The sequence below is a fragment of the Emcibacter sp. genome (assembly GCF_963675455.1).
Lineage (GTDB): Bacteria > Pseudomonadota > Alphaproteobacteria > Sphingomonadales > Emcibacteraceae > Emcibacter.
Window position 1 is genome coordinate 1,730,900 of record NZ_OY776217.1, and the last position, 19,261, is coordinate 1,750,160.

The following is a 19,261-nucleotide window of genomic DNA, read 5'->3' on the forward strand; positions in this document are numbered from 1 at the left end:
ACAAGTTTCGGGGGAATTGCCTATGAACGACTATGAATTCTGCGTCTCTTTGCGCCTGTCTCACCCCTCGCGCTCGCTTAAGGACTTTACCGATCTGTTAGGCCTCACGCCCGCCCGCCTGTGGACGGCGGGGGAGCCGAAGCTGACCCCGAAAGGCACAGCGCTGCCGATCACGGCGGAGGATAGTTTCTGGGAGGCGCGCTTAAGCGGGTCCGGCAAACGATCCTCGAGCGAAATTTCGCTGGAAGTGTGGCTGAAACAGGCCGTGTCCGATCTGGCTCCACACCGGGAAAAATTCGCGGAGATTGCCCAGACCGGCGGCCGGGTGGAGCTGTTTATCCGCTGGGCCGGGGACTATAATATGGGCGCCGTCTTTGCGCCGGAGCTGCTTCGGGACCTGGCGGACTTGCACCTCACCCTCAGCCTGGATGTTTATCCCGAGGGGGAGTAGGGTTTTTTTTGATTAGTGGGGGGAACTATCGCTCGCCCATTTTAAAATGCCCTATCGCCCGGAGGGCTACATGAGGGCAGACTCGCTACTTGAGCTCCCCCCGCGTCCGTGGGACGCTCCCCCCCCCGGGGGAGGTCTCTATTTGATTGATAAACGGGGGGAGTGCGTGAGCACCCAAAAAATCCAGGGAGGGGCCTCAAGTAGCCCAAGCGGGCGATAGGCCCCCCAATGATAAATCAGTGATACCGCCGGCCTTCGTCGAGGAGATCGCCGATCTTGTCGGACAGGGTAAAGACATCGCCCACTTCGGTCTCCAGGCAGTCGAGCGCCGCCAGAACCACCTCGGGCGCCATCTTGTGCGGGGTCTCGCTCATCAGGATCTGGCCGACCTCGCGCACGCCGGACGGGGTGCGGTAGGTGCGTTTGGACACCAGCGCCGAGATCACATCGGCAACGCCGAGGATCTGGCCGCCGAGGGAAATTTCCTCGCCCTTGAGCCCGGCCGGATAGCCGCTGCCGTCAATCCGCTCGTGATGTTCGCCGACCATGCGGACCACGTCGTCGCTGACCTTCAGCTTCTGCAGCAGTTCGCACCCCACAGTCACGTGGGTCTTGACCAGTTCATATTCGGGCGCGCTGAGCTTGCCCGGTTTGGCCAGCAGCCCGGCGGGAATGGCATGTTTGCCGATGTCATGCAGGTAACCGGCCAGCTTGATCTTCTCGATCCCGGCCGGCAGGATATGCAGCCGTTCGGCGATGCGGGCGGCGAGCTCCGCCACCATGACGCTGTGTTCCTGGGTGTATAGGTCGCTCAGACCTGTGACAAGGAGAAGAGTGTCTTTGACAATCTCGTCCAGGTGCAGCGTGTCGGCTGCCGCAGTTTTCTTGTTTTTCATAACCCCAATTCCAACCAAAAATATTCTGTTTATTAACCTAGCCAGGAAAGTGTAGGACAGAGGATTTAAAAATCCCTTAAGTAGAATAAGGTAAGTCTAATACTTGTTTTGCGGGAATGTCGGGGGGGAGCTATTTGATCCACTCTCTGACCTGTTCCCGGTCGGGCACACCGCCGCTATGGATGACCTTTTCGTCGCAGACCACGGCCGGGGTGCTCATGACGCCGTAACCCATGATGACTTCCGGGCTGGTTTCATGCACGAGCTCAATCCCGACGCCGGCGGCCTCGGCCTCCGCGGCGATCAGCTCGGCGGTTTTTTTGCATTTGGCGCAGCCGCTGCCCAGGACTTTGAATGTTTTCATATCTATTCTCCTTATCCCCCTAAAGGAAGGGGCTAAACAGGTTGAAGAGCCAGCCGATCACGGTGAAGGAGATCAGCAGCAGTATAAACAGGATCGCCAGCAAACGCCACTGCATCACCTGCTTGAGCAGGATGAATTCGGGGAAGCTGGCGGCCACCGTGCTCATGCAGAAGGCGAGGGTGGTGCCGACCGGCAGGCCCTTCATGATCAGGCTTTCCATCACCGGAATGACGCCGGTGGCGTTGCTGTACAGCGGAATGCCGAGCAGCACGGCGCCCGGCACCGACCACCATTGACCGCCGCCGAGGTGGGCCTCGAGCCAGCCGTCGGGGATGAAGCCGTGCAGGGCCGCGCCGAGGCCGACGCCGATGATCACCCATTTCCACACCCGGCCGAAGATGTCGAGGGTTTCCGCCTTGGCGAAGGCGTGGCGTTCTTTGAAATTGAGCTTTTCGGGGTGGCCCGCGCCGGGCACGGTGCTTTCCCCGCTTTGCGCCCGCTCCAGCGCCGTCCGGGCAAAATCCTGCAGCCAGCGTTCGGCCCGGATCAGGTCAAGGAACAGGCCGCCGAGAATGCCGACGCTCATGCCGACGACCACATACAGCACAGTGAATTTCCAGCCCAGCAGGCCGAGCAGCAACAGCACCGCCACCTCGTTGATCAGCGGCGAGGTCAGCAGAAAGGCCATGGTGATGCCGACCGGAATCCCGGCCGAGGTAAAGCCGAGGAACACCGGAATGCTGGAGCAGGAACAGAAGGGTGTGACCGCGCCGAAACCGGAGGCCATCACATAACCCGCGCCGCGGGTCTTGCCCGACAGGAAGTCCCGCACCCGCTCGACCCGGAGCGAGGCGCGCAGGAGGGCGATCACATAGATCATCACCAGCAAGAGCGCGAAGATCTTGGTCACATCCTCGACAAAGAAATGCAGCGCCGAGCCCAGCTTTGTTGTGGGATCGAGGCCCGCGAGGTCGTAAATCAGCCAGCTGGCGAAATCGGTGAAGATCTGGAACATAAATAAAACTCTCCCGTTACTTAATGGGGAGTATGGCCACTAGCCGGGCTTTCGTGCAACCAGAAAAAGGGCTTTCATACCGCCCGGGTGCCAGTCGTGGACGATCTCGAAACCGGCGTCCCGCATGGCGGCCCTGAGCTCGTTCTGGGTGAAAAACTTGACCGTGGGAAAGAACCCCAGCAACCGCCCGAGAGCGATGATCGGTTTCATCACGGTCATGCCGCCGCCGAGGCAGGCGGTGCTGGTGATAAAGGTGCCGCCCGGTTTCAGCATCCGGTGAACGTCGGCAATGACCTCCCGCCAGTCGTCGAGCAGATGCAGGATGCTCAAGCCCAGCACCATGTCCAGCGAGGCGTCGGGCTGGTTGAGGTCGTCAATGGCGATGTGCTCGAACGTGACATTGGTCACACCGGCGTCCCGGGCCTTTTCGCGGGCGATGTCGATCATATTTTGCGCGATATCGGTGGCGCGGATGTGTTTCACATAAGGCGCGTGCAGGATCGCGGTGGAGCCGGTGCCGCAGCCCAGCTCCAGCACCTCCATATCCGGGCGCATGTGGCTCCGGGTGATGTCCAGCTTTTTCTCATAGGCCGCCTGGTCGGCAATTGGCGACCTCGCATATTTGGCGGCGATTTTATCCCAGTATTTTTCTGACGGATCCATTCATATCCCCTGTGTCTTTTTAGTATCTGATCAAATGGTTTTTATGTCAAAAACCCTCAACAAGACAAGCTGCTTTAGACGAAAGGAGGTTTTCACAGGACAAAGACAGCCGGGATTATTTTTCCTGATCCTCGAGCAGCGCCTTGTTATAGCGCTTCAGCACATCCTCCAGATGAACAATACCGATGATCTCCCGGTGCGCATCGTCGCTGACCACCGGCAGGATTTCCTCACCCACATGGTCGAACAGGTCGTTGGCATGTTCCAGCGTATCGGACGGGGTCAGCGGTTCGCTCACCTCCCGGCAGATGTCTGCGGCCCGGGCCGGCTTCTCCTCCTCGGCCGGGGCTTCCGCTTTGCTTTCTTCCTGCGCCTTGCGTCTGGCTTCCTGTTTGAGAAAATGCTTGCGCAGTTCGGAAAAGGTGATCTTGCCGACGATTTTGGCGGCGCTGTCGATGACAAACAGCTTGTTATGGCCCTTCTCGAGGATCAGCTCGCGGATACGCTCGATGCCGGCGTCCTCGCCGACGGTGGCGTAATCGTCCCGGATCAGTTCGCGCACATGGCTGGTGCGCATCAGGTGGCGGGCCATGCCGCCCTCCAGGTCGACGCCGTGCGCCTTCATCTGCAGGTGGAAGAAGCTCGACGCTTTCAGGTAATGGTGGGTGATCAGGTTGGACATCACGACCGCAACCATCAGGGCGGCGGTGATCTGGTAGTCGCCGGTCAGCTCGAAGACGATCAATATGGTGCTGATCGGCGCCCCGAGCACGGCCGAGCACACGGCGCCCATGCCGACGATGGCATAAAGGCCCTGGTTGCCGGAAAGCTCCGGCGCGATATGGGTGGCGATGATGCCGAAGGCGCCGCCGACCATGGCGCCGAGGAACAGGGACGGGCTGAAGACGCCGGTGCCGTAGCGGAAGGCGAGGCTGATGCTGGTCGCCGCCGTCTTGGCGACAATCAGGGTGAGCAGCAGGGTCAGCGGGAAGGCTTCCTTGAGGGCGCTGTCGGTGGAGCCATAGCCGACGCCGAGGATATAGGGGCAGGCGATGCCGAGCAGGCCGACGGCAAAGCCGCCGAAGATCGGTCTCGACCAGTCGGGCAGCCGGGCCTTGCCCATCATTTTGCCGGCGATGTCTTCGGTGAAAAAGATGCTTTTGATGAAAATGATGGCGGCGGCGGCGCTGACCACGCCCAGAATGATGAAGGCCGGGAATTCATAAAAACTGGTGATGTGATAGTCCGGGATCAGAAAGGCCGGATAGTCGCCCAGATGAATGCGGGAGATGATTGCCGCCGTCACCGAAGCGATCACGATGGGCGCGAAGGCATGCAGCGCATAATGCCCGAGCACCACTTCGAGGGCGAAAAAGACCCCGGCGATGGGGGCGTTGAAGCTGGCGGAGGTGGCCGCCGCCACGCCGCAGCCGAGGATGGTGCGGGCAACGCTGTCGGACAGGTGCAGGCGCTGGGCAAACCAGCTGGCAATAGTGGCGCCGAGATGCACCACCGGACCCTCGCGGCCGGCGGCGGACCCGGTGCCCAGGGCGACCGCAGCAGAAATCGCGCTGATCAGACCCTTAGTGGTGGGGATGCGGGTATGGTTGAGGGCATTGGCCTCGATCACTTCGACAAAGCTGTAGGGATGATCCTCGCGCAGGAAGAAACGATAGATCAGGGCGACGGCCAGGCCGCCAGAGGTGGTAACCAAAAGGATCTTCCACCACGCAAGCCCGAGGACATGACTGAGGATATTTTCGTCCCGGTTTTCCAGCGCGAAATCCTGGACCTGCAGGATCAGCTGGCGGAACAGGATCGCGGCATAGGCGACGGCGACGCCGATGAGGACGGCAAGCACGGTCGAGACCACCTTGTCATGGGTGCGGATATAGCGACGGGTATCTTCGCGCAGCAGGATCAGCGGCGCTTTCAGAAAGCGGGGCAGGTGAAAAAAAGACTTTTCGTTTCCTTCTGCCATGATCTGCGGGTGTCCTGTTACCTGGTTCTTTCCGGTGTTTGTGCCGTTTATTTGCCGGCTGCTTTTTCGGGTCGGCGGATGCCGATGGAGCGGCCCTTTTCGCGGGGGACCGGATATTTCTGATGGTCCTCACAGACCTGGCGCAAAACCTCCAGTTTGTCCTCGGAAAAGCGGGTGGGGCGACGTTCGGTTACATCCACATGCAGGGAAATCTGTTCCATTGTGGCCGACAGCAGGTGTTCGTCCTTATGCACCAGACGCATGAAATAATGGATGAATTTGCTGTCCATGTCGAGGAACTGAAAATGTACCTTGACCGGTGCGCCCTGGCTCAGTTCATGCTGATAGGTGACGTGATTTTCCAGGGCGAACATGGAACGGTTGCTGGTCCGCACGTAATCCAGTCCGAGATCTATGGATTCCAGAAAGTTATTCAGGGCCTGGTCAAACAGCAGGATATAATAGGCCATGTTCATGTGGCCATTAAAATCAATCCACTCTTCTTTCACGGTGGCTTCGAGCGTGACCGGACCGTATTGTTCTTCATTTGACATTTTTAAGCCTTTTGAAGCGGGTCCTGAAGCGGGCTTCCTCTGTGCATTTATTATATTTTTTCTTTTATCCCCGATTGAAAAAGAGTTGTCATCCTCTTTTTGGTTCTTTTTGCCAAAAAACATAAAATCCCGTGTGAAATTAATTATTTGTGCTTACTCCCGACATATTATTGCCACGGTTTGTGGGTCATGTATAATTCGCTGCGCACCATCACTAACCAGTGCAAAATCGTCCGAAACAAGCTTGAAAACAGACTGATCTTTGGGGAAAGGCAGAATAAAAGTTGAAAAAGGTAGGAATTGGGCTCGCCATTGCCATTATTGTCCTCCTGGGTACCCTTCTTGTGGTCCCGGGCTTTATGGACTGGAACCAGTATAAAACCCAGATTGAAGAACAGGCCTCCCGGCTGACCGGCCGCACTGTGATCATTGCCGGCGATATTTCCCTGTCAATCCTGCCGTCCCCGGCGCTGAGTGCAGGTGATGTGAGTGTCTCCAATATAGACGGCGGTATTGCCGCCCAGATGCTTACTCTGAAGTCCCTGGATGTGAAGGTGGCGTTTCTGCCGCTGATCCGGGGCAATATCAAGGTCAAGAAATTCGTGCTGGTAGAGCCGGTTCTGGCGCTCGAACTGCTGGCTGACGGCCGGGCCAACTGGGACTTTTCCGATCCGGACACGCCGGCGGAAAAGGGCGGACAGACCAATCTGAGCCTCGAGAAGTTTCAAATCAGCAACGGCACAGTGAGCTACGAGGATGTGATCGCCGGGCGTAAGGAACTGGTGCGCAATATCAATGCCGATCTGTCGATCGGCAGCCTGCAGGGCCCGATGAGCCTGGACGGCCGGGCCAAATACAAGAACCTGCCGCTGGCGGTCAAGCTGGATATGAGCACAATGCGCGACGGGCGCAAGGTGCCGCTGACCCTGGAAGCCTCCTACCTTGGTGACAAGGTGGCCGGCAAATTTATCGGCGGGGCGCTTCTTGATGCAACGAACGGCGAACTTGAAGGCAAACTCAGCCTTTCGGCCAAAGACCTGTCCAATCTGGTGGATGTGATGACGGCTCTGGGTCAGGACGGGGAACCGGAAGCCCCGGCCGGTCCGACAGTGAATTATAACAAACCGTTTGAAATGGTGACCGGGCTCACGGCGACACCGAAAAGCCTCCTGCTTTCCGATCTGGACCTGACCCTGGGCGAGACCCGGGGGCAGGCGTCGCTGAACGCGACCCTGGGGGACCGTATCAGCTTTGACGGCAAGCTCTCCCTGAACAGTCTTGAACTGGAACCTTTCCTGCAGATTATGGAAGCCCAGGCGATTGCCGACAGCAAGACCGTAAAGACCGAAACGCAGAAAGCCGGTCCGGACTACAGCTTCCTGGAGCAGATTGACGGAGCTCTGGAATTCAGTCTCGGCGCCCTGAAATATAACGATAAGATTGCCAGCCAGATCTCCCTGAAGGCGAAATCCGCAGGCGGCCGGATCGACATCAGTGATGTGCGGATCAATATGCCCGGCGGGTCCGATTTCAGCTACAATGGGGCAGTAAGTTTCGTCGACCATAAACCGACCCTGATCGGAAAGGTATCACTGGCCTCGGGCAATCTGCGCGGGCTTCTGGAATGGCTGAAGGTGGACATCACGGCGGTGCCTGGCGGCAGACTGACCCGCTTTTCCTTCGCCAGCGATATCAAGGCGACCGAGAATTTGATCCAGATATACGGCATTTCAGGTGTTGTGGATACATCCCGTTTTTCCGGTGGTCTGTCTTATGCCATTCAGGACCGGCTGTCGCTCGGCCTGGACCTGAAGCTGGACAATATCAACATCGACAGTTACCTGCCGGCGGACAGATCCGAGCCACTTGACATGAAGAATCTGTTCGGGCAAATGGCTACCTTTGATGCCAACTATATTCTCACCGGCAGCAATGTCACCCTGCAGAATGTCAAAATCTCAAGTCTTCGCACAGAAGGAATCCTGAAGGGCGGAAATCTGCAGCTTACCAAGTTTGACCTGAAAGACATGGCGGGTCTGGACGTGAAAGCGACCGGGGCGGGTACAGGATTTGCGGACAAACCGGAACTGGTGCTGGATGTTTTCGCTTCGGCCCGGGATCTGGGGCGATTGCAGCGCAGCCTCAAGCTGGAAAATGGCGTCGATCTGAAAAATATGGGGGCGTTCAGCCTGACCGGGAATATCAGGTCGGGCCTGGACCAGCTTGATGCGGACCTGAATGGCCGTCTCGGCAGCAGTACCATAAAACTGGAAGGGCAGATCAGAAGTGCGACGCTGAAACACTTTCCCGAAGTGGGCAGTGTAGACATGAAGGTTGTGGCTGCCGGCAGCAGCCTGAGCGCCCTGATCGACCAGTGGAACCTGCCGATGACGGCGCCCCTGTCCGGCGATGATCGGCCGGTCAAATTGTCCACCCAGCTCAAGGGCAACGAGAAAATCCTGAATCTTGACGGCAGCCTTTCCATTGCCGATGGCACTGTGACTTTCATGGGGCGCACCCAGGAACAGGCGGGCGAGCGCTCCTTCGATCTGGCTATGGACCTGCAGAGCAACAATGTGCGGACGTTTATCCGGGGTCTTGGGGTGGATTTCAATCCTTCCCGTTCAAACCTTGGCAAGCTGCTGCTGAAAAGCCAGTTGGCCGGCACTGCAAACAATATGAAAATGCAGAATATTTCCGGGTCTGTCGGCAGCATCAAGATCAATGGCTCCGGTTCCCTGGATATGGCGGGTGATATTCCGCAATTTGACTTCACCCTGACGGCTGGTGATATCCCGCTGCATCACTATATGGCCAATGAGCCTGTCAAAAAGGCGGGGGCTGATAAAAAATGGGGTGACTGGTCGAAAGAGCCCATTGATCTGGCGCCGCTGCGCTCAATGGAAGGTAAAGCAACCATCACAGCAGCCAGCCTGACCTACAATGATTATGTTTTTGAAAATCCGAGCTTTGTCGCCGAACTGAAAGATGGCCGGCTGAATATTCGCGATTTTACCGGGCGGTTGTTTGGCGGTGCGGTGAAGATGGCCGGCACCCTGGGCGGCATGAATATGGCTGAACTGGATGTGGATCTGTCGCTGACCAAGGCGTCCCTGGCGCAGGCGACCAAGGTTGCCGGGGGTATCAGCCCGGTGACCGGTTATTTCGATCTGGACGGCAAATTCACCGGCAAAGGGGTCAGTCAGAATGCACTGATTTCCTCTCTTGCCGGCAATGGTAACCTGACCGCATCTGCTGGAATGATCAATGGCCTGGATATTCCCAAACTCAGCAGTCAACTGTCAGAGATGAAATCGGCAACGGATTTTGTCAAACTTCTTGGTGTGTCTCTGGTGCGGGGACAGACCCCTTACAAGGGCGGGAAAAGCACCATCACCATGAAAAACGGCATGGCCCGTTTCAGCCCTATGGATCTGGAACTGGAAGGCGCAAACACAGCGATTAATCTGGGGGTTAATTTATTCCAGTGGAAACTGGACATGGATGGCCAGCTTGCACTTGCGGATCATCCGGATGCGCCACCCCTTGGTCTGAATGCGACCGGCGCGATTAACAACCCGTCTCTGAAATTCCAGACGTCAAAAATCAAGGAATATGTGGCGTCCAAAATTGCCTCCAGCATGTTGCAGAATATGATTGGCGGAAATGAGGGCTTGCAAGGCATCTTTGGTGCGCCGGCCACACAGGGCGGTGCCTCCACGCCTGAAGAGGCGCCGGCCGGGGAAGAGCAGAATGTGACGCCGGAAAACCTTGGCAAAAAACTTCTGGAAAAACTGTTCCAGCAGCCGGAAGAGAAAAAGACCGAGACACCGCCGCAGTAAGGTTTAGTTTTTCAGGGCGTTTTTCAGGGCGTTTTTCAGGACGAATATGCGGATGGCGCTGGACAGGTTGCCGTGGCGGTTCTGGTCAATTTCGGTGACAAGTTCGCCAAGGCTCACCCCGCTGTCGCGGGCGATATTCCTGAATTCCCGCCAGAATATATTCTCCAGGGTAATGCTGGTGGCGTGTCCGGCAATGAGCAGGGAGTGTTTTTTCAGCTCGTGATCATCGCCGGACATTGCTCGAATTCCTAGATGTTCTGGAAAAAGTCATTGCCCTTGTCGTCGACGACGATAAAGGCCGGGAAGTCTTCCACATCGATTTTCCAGACAGCTTCCATGCCGAAATCCTCGAAGTCCAGGACTTCCACTTTCCTGATGTTATTCTGGGCCAGGATGGCGGCGGGGCCACCAATGGAGCCAAGGTAAAAGCCGCCGTGTTTCTTGCAGGAGTCTGTCACCTGTTTACTGCGGTTACCCTTGGCCAGCATGACCATGCTGCCGCCCAGAGCCTGGAATGTTTCGACATAGCTGTCCATGCGGCCGGCAGTGGTCGGGCCGAAGGAACCGGAGGCAAAACCCTCGGGTGTCTTGGCCGGACCGGCATAATAGACAATATGGTTCTTCAGATAGTCGGGCATGGGTTCGCCGGCTTCAATCTTTGCCAGGATCGCGGCATGGGCAAGGTCGCGGGCCACAACAATGGTGCCGGTCAGGCTGAGCCGGGTCTTGATCGGATACTGGCTGAGTTTGGCGCGGATCTCATCCATGGGCTGGTTGAGGTCAATCTTGACCACTTCGCCGTCCAGGTCGTCGTGGGTTACCTCAGGCATATATTTGGCCGGGTTGGTTTCAAGCTGTTCAAGAAAAATGCCGTCCCGGTTGATCTTTGCCTTGGCCTGGCGGTCGGCGGAACAGGACACGCCGATGCCGATCGGCACCGAGGCGCCGTGACGGGGCAGGCGGATGACGCGCACGTCATGGCAGAAATATTTACCGCCGAACTGGGCGCCGATGCCGAAATTGCGGGTCATTTCATGAACTTTCGCTTCCAGTTCCGGCACCCGGATGGCATGGCCAAACCCGTTCCCTTCCGTCGGCAGGTTGTCCAGATCACGGGCACTGGCCAGTTTGACTGTCTTCAGGTTCTGTTCGGCGCTGAGACCGCCGATCACGACCGCCAGATGATAGGGCGGGCAGGCCGCTGTGCCCAGGGTCCGGATCTGTTCGTCCAGAAAGGCCAGAAGCTTGTCTTCCCGCAGGACGGCCGGAGTTTGCTGGTACAGGAAAGTTTTGTTGGCGGAGCCGCCGCCCTTGGCCATGAACAGGAATTTATATTCACTGCCGGGCACAGTATAGAGGTCGAGCTGGGCCGGGGCATTGTTTTTGGTGTTTTTTTCCTCGAACATTGTGATCGGGGCAAGCTGGGAATAACGCAGATTGGTGCCGGTATAGGTATCCACCACGCCCTGGGTCAGCGGTTCGCCGTCATCGCCGTCGGTCCAGACATACTGCCCTTTTTTGCCGATAACAATGGCGGTGCCGGTATCCTGGCAACTGGGCAGGGTCATGCCGGCTGCAACATTGGCGTTTTTCAGAAGTTCGGTGGCGACAAAGCGGTCGTTGTCGCTGGCTTCCGGGTCAGTCAGAATCGATGCAAGCTGCTTGAGATGGCCGGGTCGCAGAAGATGGGCGATATCCCGCATCGCTTCCCGGGCCAGAAGGCGCAGACCTTCCGGTGCAATTTTCAGGACTTCCTTGCCATCCACTTCCAGCACAGAGACATGGTCGGATGTGATTTTTCGATAAGGCGTATTGTCTTTGCCAAGAGGATACATGTCTGTGTAACCAAGATCAGTCATTAAATTACCCTTCCAAACGGACCAAACAGAATTGACCTTTAACTATAGATTTTCATACGGCTCGCCAAGCCATAGTTCGGAAAAAATCCGGCGACAGGCGTGGTTCTTGTGAATAGCAGGTAAATATTATGAGATGTCTGTATGATGGGGAAACGCAAAGTTGATAGATACCACATGACTCACCCAATCGGGTAAGGTGGAATAAAAAGTTAACAAATAGTTAATTTTGGCTTTTTACAACCTGGTTTTTATGTTAGATATTTAGCTGGTTCTTCTGTAGTGCTGCCCGAAATCAGGGCAGTTAAGAAATAGAATTCAGGCAGTCAGGCACAGGGGCACTACCAGCAACTATATTTTCTCAATAGCCTGGTAGAAAAAAACTAATTACTTTAATTTTAAAATGGTGCAGGATCTTTTGATCCTGCATTTTATTTTTTGCGGAAACTGTCCAGGGTGACCACATTGTCACCGTCGTCAGTATTTTTTTCAGTTCCGGCACTATCATCCGGTTTCTGGGAAAATCCGGTGATGGAGCCGGTTTCAGCGTCATACTCCACATGGCTTTCCGTTTCGTCATCCATTTCGTCAAGTTCATTGCTGTGGAAATGAAGCCCGAAATCGACGCTCGGGTCGAAAAAACCGATCAGAGCGGAGAGGGGGACATAGAGATGTTCTTTTTTCCGGTTGAAGCTGAGCGATATTTCAAAATGCTCGTCATCGGCCATAAGATCCCAGAACTGGTTCTGCAGGACGATGGTCATCTCGTCCGGATAACGTTCCCTGAGATAAGGAGGGATTTTAACATCGGGATTATCGGTTCTGAATGTAATGTAGAAATGATGCTCACCCGGCAGTCCTTCTTCTGCAGTACGCTGCAGAATATCCCTGACTACCGACAGCAATGCATTCTGAACCATTTCATCATATTGGATTATCGTGTCACTCATCCCGGTATCTATAAACCTTTTGTGCTTTGTGTTTTTCTTGTTGAAAACTCTCAGACAGGATTTCTGATCCTGTCCGTCGCCTGAATTATTTATCCCGAATCCCTGCTTCCTGTTTATAACTCCTAATAATAGGTGTTGCGAGTCTCAATTTGACAGGTCATGGGAGGAAAGGGGAAAAGGGGCAGAGAAGTGGAGGGCTTCTGTTGCTAGGTGCCCTCCGAACCCCGCGTAGCTAAGCTGTTAAGCGGCTACAGCAAATGCTTCATTATCGTTAGCATTTATCAAGTTTGATCCTTTACAGCGGTATCATGCTGGGTAAAAAAACTATCTTTATCGCGCTCGTCGATCCTATATTCGCCCCCATCATAAAAATATGTGCATTTCCGGTCTTTAAATCTGCGAAACACCCATTAATTCTTATGGTGGAGGCGCCGGGTACCGCCCCCGGGTCCGAAACGTTTATTCCATAGGCTCGTTTATTACCATAGCCGGTTGCCCGGCTCCCTATATATAGGGGTATTCGGTTAAGATTTGAATAGCCTTCTGAATATTTTTATGTATTGTCTAACTGAACAGCAAAAACGGTTCCAAAAAAGGTAATATGCGGCAATATCAGGATCTCATGCGTCATGTCCGGGACAATGGCGTTAAAAAGGAAGACAGGACAGGTACAGGTACAATCAGCGTGTTTGGATATCAGATGCGGTTTGATCTGGACGAAGGCTTTCCGGTCCTGACTACCAAAAAACTTCACCTTAAATCCATCATTCATGAATTGCTCTGGTTTCTGACCGGGGAAACCAATATCCGTTATTTGAAGGAAAACGGGGTCAGTATCTGGGATGAATGGGCCGACGATGCTGGCAATCTGGGTCCTGTATACGGTCACCAGTGGCGTTCCTGGCCTAGCCGGAACGGTGAAACTGTTGATCAGATCAGCAATCTGGTCCGGATGATCGAGACAAACCCGGACTCTCGCCGGCTGATCGTTTCAGCCTGGAATGTGGCGGATGTGGACCATATGGCCCTGCCGCCCTGTCATTGCCTGTTTCAGTTCTATGTGGCCGACGGCAAGCTGTCCTGCCAGCTGTACCAGCGCAGTGCGGATATTTTCCTGGGAGTGCCTTTTAATATTGCCTCCTATGCCCTGCTGACCAAGATGCTGGCCCAGGTCACGGGTCTGAAGGCAGGCGAATTTATCCATAGCTTCGGCGATGCCCACCTGTACCTCAACCATCTTGATCAGGTGGAACAACAGCTCAGCCGCGCCCCGATGCCCTTACCGGAGATGAAAATAAATCCTGATGTGAAGGACATATTCGATTTTAAATTCGAGGATTTTGAACTGGTAGGCTATGAAGCGCATCCCCATATCAAGGCCCCGGTGGCAGTCTGATGATCAAGCTCTCCCTGATTGTGGCAATGGCGGAAAACCGGGTGATCGGCCGGGATAATGCGCTGCCCTGGAAAATTTCCTCCGATCTGAAATATTTCAAGGAAAAGACGCTCGGAAAACCGGTGATCATGGGGCGTAAAACCTTTGACTCAATCGGACGTCCGCTGCCTGACCGGACCAATATCGTGATTACGCGTGATACGTCATTTGCACCGGACGGGGTTATTCCTGCCTTTGAGCTGGAAATGGCGCTTGATGTGGCCAAAAACCTTGCGCAGGCAAAGGGTGTGGACGAGGTGATGGTGATCGGTGGGGCCCAGATCTATGATCTTGTGCTGCCGCAGGCCGACAGGCTGTATATGACCCATGTTAAGGGCGAAGTGGAGGGGGATGCCTGGTTTCCTCAATTGAACCACAAGGAATGGGTCGAATATTCGCGGGTCGATCATCCGGCCGGAGAAAAAGATTCCCACGCTTTCAGTTTGCTGGTGCTGGATCGCCTCTAAAGTTTTTTCCTGAGCAAATCTTCTGAAGAACGTTAAGAAATCGTTAACGCTCATTAGGCTATTCTTATTGTTATACAAAAAGAATAGCTGCGAGGTATATGAGTAAAACTTGCAATTTTCCGGCTGAACGAGAGTTTGGGCGGGTTAAAGGCATTTGGGATCAACAAGTTATGGTGCTTTCGAAGGCGAAATATACTGATGACCTGGATCTGGTTTTTCATTTCAGATATGAAATAAATCCAGTGACCGGCAAGGATGATTTTGTCGTTGAAGACTATAAAGTTCTTAATCGAAACCTTTTTGAAGCTGACCGGGAGCAGATTATTGGGCGATTCAGCTCTGAATTTATCCCCAAAGCCATCCGGGAAGGGGTCCGCCAGAGTCTGATGCAGGTTATGAAAGGCGGGGCGGCGCTGACGGAAATAATAGAATGGTCCGAGGCCAGGGGACAGCCTTCCGACTTTATTTTTCATGACGACGAGGTTCACTGGATAAAACATCATGTTATTTCGCTTGGCGAAGAACGTCTTATGGTTCTGGTCAAGAATGAAACCCCGCAGATGCGCCGCGATCTTCTGTATGATAGTCGGGCCAGAACCCTGGAAAAGCTGGCCTCCGGGAAGTCCCTCAAGGAGGTGCTCGAGGTTCTGGCTCTGACAACAGAGGAAAACTTCCCGGGTATGATGTGTTCCATTTCACTTTATAACCCTGAAGAGGGAGTTCTGACCTATGGGGCTGCCCCCAATCTGCCGGATGTGCTGGTGGAAGGGTTGAGGAAAGGATTGAGCGTCGGACCCGGCATGGGAGCGTGCGGAGCGGCGGCGGCCACTGGCCAGGTTGTTATTGCCGAGAATATTGAAACCGATCCTGACTGGCAGTCTTTCAAAGATATTGCACTTCAGGCCGGGGTGGCGTCCTGCTGGTCTTTCCCTGTTTTTTCCAAGGATGCCGAAGTACTCGGTACATTTTCTCTGTACTGCCCCGTGACCAGTACCCCTTCGTTGGAGAGTCGCGAGATTATCACTGAATGCGCCCATATCGCCGGTATTGCCATCGGGCATAATATTGCCGAATATAAAACGCTGGTTGCCCTGGAAGAGGCGCGCCAGGCCAACAAGGCCAAAACCGAATTTCTGGCCAACATGAGTCATGAACTGCGCACACCCCTGAACGCCATTCTGGGGTTTTCGGAGGTAATGTCGGAAGAATTATTCGGCGGCCTTTCAGAGAAATACCGCGATTATGCGGAAAAAATACACAAGTCGGGCAGCCTGCTTCTGAGTTTGATCAGCGATCTTCTGGATGTATCCCGTATCGAGCAGGGTAAGTTCAAGATCGAGAAAGAAGAAATCGATGTCAATGAAATGATTTCCAGCACCTTGTCCGTTGTCGAAGAGTGGGCTTTGGAAGCCGGCGTTAAACTGCACCATGAGAGAAATAAAAAAGGTTGCAAGTTTATGGCCGACAAGCGGGCGATGCAACAGGTGTTGCTCAACCTTGTTTCCAATGCCATTAAATTTACCGGTGTTGGCGGCGATGTCCGCATTGCCTGTAGCGATTGTTCCGCCAATCGTATTTCCATTATTGTTTCGGATACCGGTATCGGTATCCCGGAAGAGCAGATTGTCAAGATCACCAAACCCTTCCAGCAGGTTGGCAATATCTATTCGAGAACCTATCAGGGGGTTGGTCTGGGGCTATATATCGTCAGTGAGATTGTAAAGCTGCATGAGGGGATTCTTGATATACAAAGCAAGCCCGGCGAGGGGACAACGGTACGGGTTACACTGCCACTGACCTGACGATTACCATCATGAATTGTCCTGCAATATCGTGCTTAAGTCCATGAAAATGCACGCAAACACTATTTAATGTTACTTTTTTGTTACCATAACGTGAACTTTATGCGGCCGTAACACTCTGTTAACACAATATCCCAATTATCACAGCGAGATAGTCACATATCTTCAGGTTTTAGATGGGCGTAGACATAAAACAGAGGCAAGCGAATGATCATGTCTATGGAAGACAAGGTGGAAATACTGGCGATCGATGTACCGGTCGTAACGCCAAATACTTCCTGTGAGGAGGTTTACCACCTGTTTCAGGAAGATCAGGATCTTCTGGCTGTTACGGTGCTGGAAGACGGTCAGCCTATTGGATTGGCACACAGGACAGATCTGACGCTGGCCCTGGCGGATCGTTTTGGATATTCCCTGTATGCCCGCAAGCCGATTTCCACACTGATTACAGAGGCGCCGCTGATCGTTGATGCAAGCAACAGCATTGATTTTCTCAGCAATATGCTGGCCTATGACGCCACTCACGCCCTGCAGAAGGGATTTATCATTTGTCGCGGCTCTGAATATGTCGGGGTTGGAACGGCTATCTCGTTGCTTCAGGCCAGTATTGAACGCACCCGCCGCCGGGCGGAAGAACTGCAGAAAGCGAAAACAATCGCCATTCAGGCCAACAAAAGCAAATCGGCTTTTCTCGCCAACATGAACCACGAATTGCGTACACCGCTGAATGCCATCATTGGCTTTACGGAAATGATCCAGAAAGAAGCCTACGGTCCGATCCCGCAAAAGGAATATCGGGAGTATGTTGATATCGTCAATTCAAGCGGCAATCATCTGCTGAATGTCATCAACGCCATTCTGGACATGTCCAAGATCGAAGCCGGCAAGATGGAAATGCGTGAACAGGAATGCGATATTTTTGATCTGGTGGGGCAGATATCCAGAATGATGACTTCTGCCGCCGGGAAAAAGAATATCACTCTTGACCTGGATTTGCCCGACGATTTGCCTGACCTCTGCTGCGACCCGACCATGATCCGCCAGGTTCTGCTGAATCTGATTTCAAATGCAATCAAGTTTTCGCCGGAAGACACCACCGTATCCCTGACAACACGCATGACTGATTGCGGCAACCTGTGTATTTCCGTTCGGGACCAGGGCGTTGGAATTTCGAAGGAAAACATTAAGGCCGTGCTGAAACCTTTTTTCCAGGTTGACGGTGATCTTAACCGTTCCCAGGAAGGGACCGGTCTTGGTCTCTCTATCGTCAAGGCTTATCTGGAGCTGCACCAGGCCAGGCTGGATATTGAAAGTGAACTTGGCCAGGGCACCAATATCACCGTAACATTTCCCTCTGGCCGTGTTGTCTGTACCGAAGAAGCCTGTTGCGGGCTGGAGGCGGCAGCTCTGGCGGAGTAGGGTTTCGCTGTTATTTTTTCAGCAGACCAAGTCGCGGGATATCGATCTTCGGACACCGGTCCATCACCACATCAAGGCCATTTGCAGCAGCCTTTTCCGCGGCAGTCTCGTTGATGACTCCAAGCTGCATCCACACCGCGCCGGCACCTGCCTTAATGGCCTCCTCGACTACACCTGCAGCATCTTCCGAGTTGCGGAAAATATCGACCATGTCGATGTCGACCGGAATATCGGCAAGGGTGGCATAGACATCGCGCCCGAAAAGCTGCTGACCGGCCAGGCCTGGATTGACCGGATAGACGTCATAACCCTGATCCAGCAGGAATTTAAGGACACCATTGCTGGCCCTGTCCGGCTTGTTGCTGGCGCCGACCAGGGCAATGGTTTTGACTTTGGTCAGCAGCGCCCGCAGCCCCTCGTCTGTGGTAATGAGGCTCATGAAAGCTGTTCCCTGATCTGACGGGCAATGTCAAGATAGGCTTTGGAGTGGGCGCTGTCCGGATCCTTGCTGACGATTGGCGTTCCGGCGTCTGAACTTTCCCTGATCTCCATATGCAGGGGAATTTCTCCAAGGAAGGTTATGCCTTTTTCCGCCGCGGTCGCCCGGGCGCCGCCATGGCCGAAGATGTCACTGCGTTCGCCGCAGCTCGGACACAGGAAATAGCTCATATTCTCGATCAGGCCGAGAACCTTTGTTCCCGTCTTCCTGAACATGTCCAGTCCCTTGCGGGCGTCAATCAGGGCAATGTCCTGGGGTGTGGAGACAATAACCGCCCCATCCAGTTGCACGTTTCGCACCAGGGTCAACTGGGCATCACCGGTGCCCGGTGGCAGATCAACGACCAGAACGTCCAGTTCACCTTCGAGATCCCACTGGACATCCTTCAGCATCTGCTGGATGGCGCCCATGACCATTGGACCGCGCCAGACTGTGGCGGTGTCTTTCTCCAGCAGGTAACCGATGGACATGCTGACCAGGCCATGACGGATGACCGGCGTTATTTTACCGTTGCCGAGGCTTTCCGGCCGCACGCCTTCCGCGCCAAGCAGCCGGGGAATGGAAGGGCCGTAAATATCGATATCAAAGACACCTGTTTTTAATCCAAGCGCCTGCAGGGCAAGCGCAAGATTGACGGATGTGGTTGATTTGCCGACGCCGCCCTTGCCGCTGGCCACGGCGATTACATGTTTGACACCCGGAACCTTCCGGGCCGGACCGCTGGCGGCGCCATGCGGCATAGCGGCTTTCGGTTTGGCCGTATTCTCTGTGGTACCGGCCGGTCGTTCCGCAGTCAGGACCGATGTCACCCGGTTTACACCATCCAGGGCCAGCAGGACCTCGTCGGCCTGGCGGCGGACGGTTTCCATTTCGTTGGCTTCTGCAGGCGCGATTTCCAGGGCAAAAGTGACGTGGTCTCCCTCAAGTTTCAGCCCCTGGACCATGCCCAGGGAAACAATATCCTGACCGCGTCCGGGATGGTTGATCTTGCTGAGGCTGTCCAGCAGGGTCTTGTCATCGATTTTGTTTTTATTTTTCTTGATATTGAACATATATTTCCTACCTAA

Annotated in this window: 17 protein-coding genes and 1 other RNA gene; 6 read left to right on the plus strand and 12 right to left on the minus strand. The window is 54.5% G+C overall.

Features of this window, described 5'->3' with window-relative positions; translation table 11 throughout:
* Positions 1-22 precede the first annotated feature (22 nt).
* On the plus strand, positions 23-451 hold the full coding sequence (locus ACORNT_RS07935) for a DUF4279 domain-containing protein (RefSeq protein WP_321397831.1): 429 nt from the start codon (positions 23-25) through the stop codon (positions 449-451).
* A gap of 236 nt (positions 452-687) precedes the next feature.
* Here the strand turns inward: ACORNT_RS07935 and ACORNT_RS07940 are convergent, their stop codons facing one another.
* From ACORNT_RS07940 to ACORNT_RS07965, 6 genes are all read right to left on the minus strand, one after another.
* Positions 688-1,347: an HD-GYP domain-containing protein gene (locus tag ACORNT_RS07940; protein WP_321397834.1), complete on the minus strand. Its 660-nt coding sequence runs from the start codon at positions 1,345-1,347 to the stop codon at positions 688-690.
* Positions 1,348-1,477: 130 nt separating this feature from the next.
* Complete coding sequence (locus ACORNT_RS07945) at positions 1,478-1,711, minus strand: thioredoxin family protein (protein WP_321397837.1); 234 nt, start codon at positions 1,709-1,711, stop codon at positions 1,478-1,480.
* A gap of 19 nt (positions 1,712-1,730) precedes the next feature.
* On the minus strand, positions 1,731-2,726 hold the full coding sequence (locus ACORNT_RS07950; RefSeq protein ID WP_321397840.1) for a permease: 996 nt from the start codon (positions 2,724-2,726) through the stop codon (positions 1,731-1,733).
* Between the two features lie 39 nt (positions 2,727-2,765).
* On the minus strand, positions 2,766-3,389 hold the full coding sequence (locus tag ACORNT_RS07955) for a class I SAM-dependent methyltransferase (protein WP_321397844.1): 624 nt from the start codon (positions 3,387-3,389) through the stop codon (positions 2,766-2,768).
* 115 nt (positions 3,390-3,504) lie between these two features.
* On the minus strand, positions 3,505-5,370 hold the full coding sequence (locus ACORNT_RS07960; RefSeq protein WP_321397847.1) for a chloride channel protein: 1,866 nt from the start codon (positions 5,368-5,370) through the stop codon (positions 3,505-3,507).
* A gap of 47 nt (positions 5,371-5,417) precedes the next feature.
* A complete protein-coding gene (locus ACORNT_RS07965) occupies positions 5,418-5,924 on the minus strand; it encodes a thioesterase family protein (RefSeq protein ID WP_321397850.1) in 507 nt (168 codons plus the stop codon).
* 284 nt (positions 5,925-6,208) lie between these two features.
* Here ACORNT_RS07965 and ACORNT_RS07970 point away from each other — a divergent pair, with 284 nt between their 5' ends.
* Positions 6,209-9,766, plus strand: coding sequence for an AsmA family protein (locus ACORNT_RS07970; protein ID WP_321397853.1), 3,558 nt, complete (start codon positions 6,209-6,211; stop codon positions 9,764-9,766).
* Positions 9,767-9,769: 3 nt separating this feature from the next.
* Here ACORNT_RS07970 and ACORNT_RS07975 read toward each other — a convergent pair whose 3' ends face one another.
* The 4 genes from ACORNT_RS07975 to ssrA all read right to left on the minus strand — a co-directional run bounded on the left by ACORNT_RS07975 (position 9,770) and on the right by ssrA (position 13,112).
* Complete coding sequence (locus tag ACORNT_RS07975) at positions 9,770-10,003, minus strand: ribbon-helix-helix domain-containing protein (RefSeq protein WP_321397857.1); 234 nt, start codon at positions 10,001-10,003, stop codon at positions 9,770-9,772.
* Positions 10,004-10,014: 11 nt separating this feature from the next.
* Complete coding sequence (locus ACORNT_RS07980; RefSeq protein ID WP_321397867.1) at positions 10,015-11,625, minus strand: fumarate hydratase; 1,611 nt, start codon at positions 11,623-11,625, stop codon at positions 10,015-10,017.
* A 428-nt stretch (positions 11,626-12,053) separates the two neighbouring features.
* The gene (locus ACORNT_RS07985) at positions 12,054-12,572 is read right to left on the minus strand and encodes an SspB family protein (protein ID WP_321397891.1); all 519 of its coding nucleotides are present in this window, start codon (positions 12,570-12,572) and stop codon (positions 12,054-12,056) included.
* A 188-nt stretch (positions 12,573-12,760) separates the two neighbouring features.
* Positions 12,761-13,112: a transfer-messenger RNA gene (gene ssrA / locus ACORNT_RS07990) on the minus strand.
* A gap of 61 nt (positions 13,113-13,173) precedes the next feature.
* Here ssrA and ACORNT_RS07995 point away from each other — a divergent pair.
* From ACORNT_RS07995 to ACORNT_RS08010, 4 genes are all read left to right on the plus strand, one after another.
* On the plus strand, positions 13,174-13,968 hold the full coding sequence (locus tag ACORNT_RS07995; protein ID WP_321397893.1) for a thymidylate synthase: 795 nt from the start codon (positions 13,174-13,176) through the stop codon (positions 13,966-13,968).
* Positions 13,968-14,474 (plus strand): type 3 dihydrofolate reductase, encoded by a 507-nt coding sequence (gene folA / locus ACORNT_RS08000; RefSeq protein WP_321397896.1) that lies wholly within the window; start codon positions 13,968-13,970, stop codon positions 14,472-14,474. The genes ACORNT_RS07995 and folA overlap by 1 nt, the downstream gene beginning before the upstream one ends.
* A gap of 170 nt (positions 14,475-14,644) precedes the next feature.
* Positions 14,645-16,276: a GAF domain-containing sensor histidine kinase gene (locus ACORNT_RS08005; RefSeq protein WP_321397899.1), complete on the plus strand. Its 1,632-nt coding sequence runs from the start codon at positions 14,645-14,647 to the stop codon at positions 16,274-16,276.
* A gap of 207 nt (positions 16,277-16,483) precedes the next feature.
* Entirely contained in the window at positions 16,484-17,695 is a 1,212-nt protein-coding gene (locus ACORNT_RS08010; protein WP_321397902.1) for an ATP-binding protein, read from the plus strand.
* A 10-nt stretch (positions 17,696-17,705) separates the two neighbouring features.
* Here ACORNT_RS08010 and ACORNT_RS08015 read toward each other — a convergent pair whose 3' ends face one another.
* Positions 17,706-18,134 carry a CoA-binding protein gene (locus ACORNT_RS08015; protein WP_321397905.1) on the minus strand — a complete coding sequence of 143 codons (429 nt, stop codon included), beginning with the start codon at positions 18,132-18,134 and terminating at the stop codon, positions 17,706-17,708.
* On the minus strand, positions 18,131-19,246 hold the full coding sequence (locus ACORNT_RS08020) for an Mrp/NBP35 family ATP-binding protein (RefSeq protein WP_321397908.1): 1,116 nt from the start codon (positions 19,244-19,246) through the stop codon (positions 18,131-18,133). The genes ACORNT_RS08015 and ACORNT_RS08020 overlap by 4 nt, the downstream gene beginning before the upstream one ends.
* Positions 19,247-19,261 lie beyond the last annotated feature (15 nt).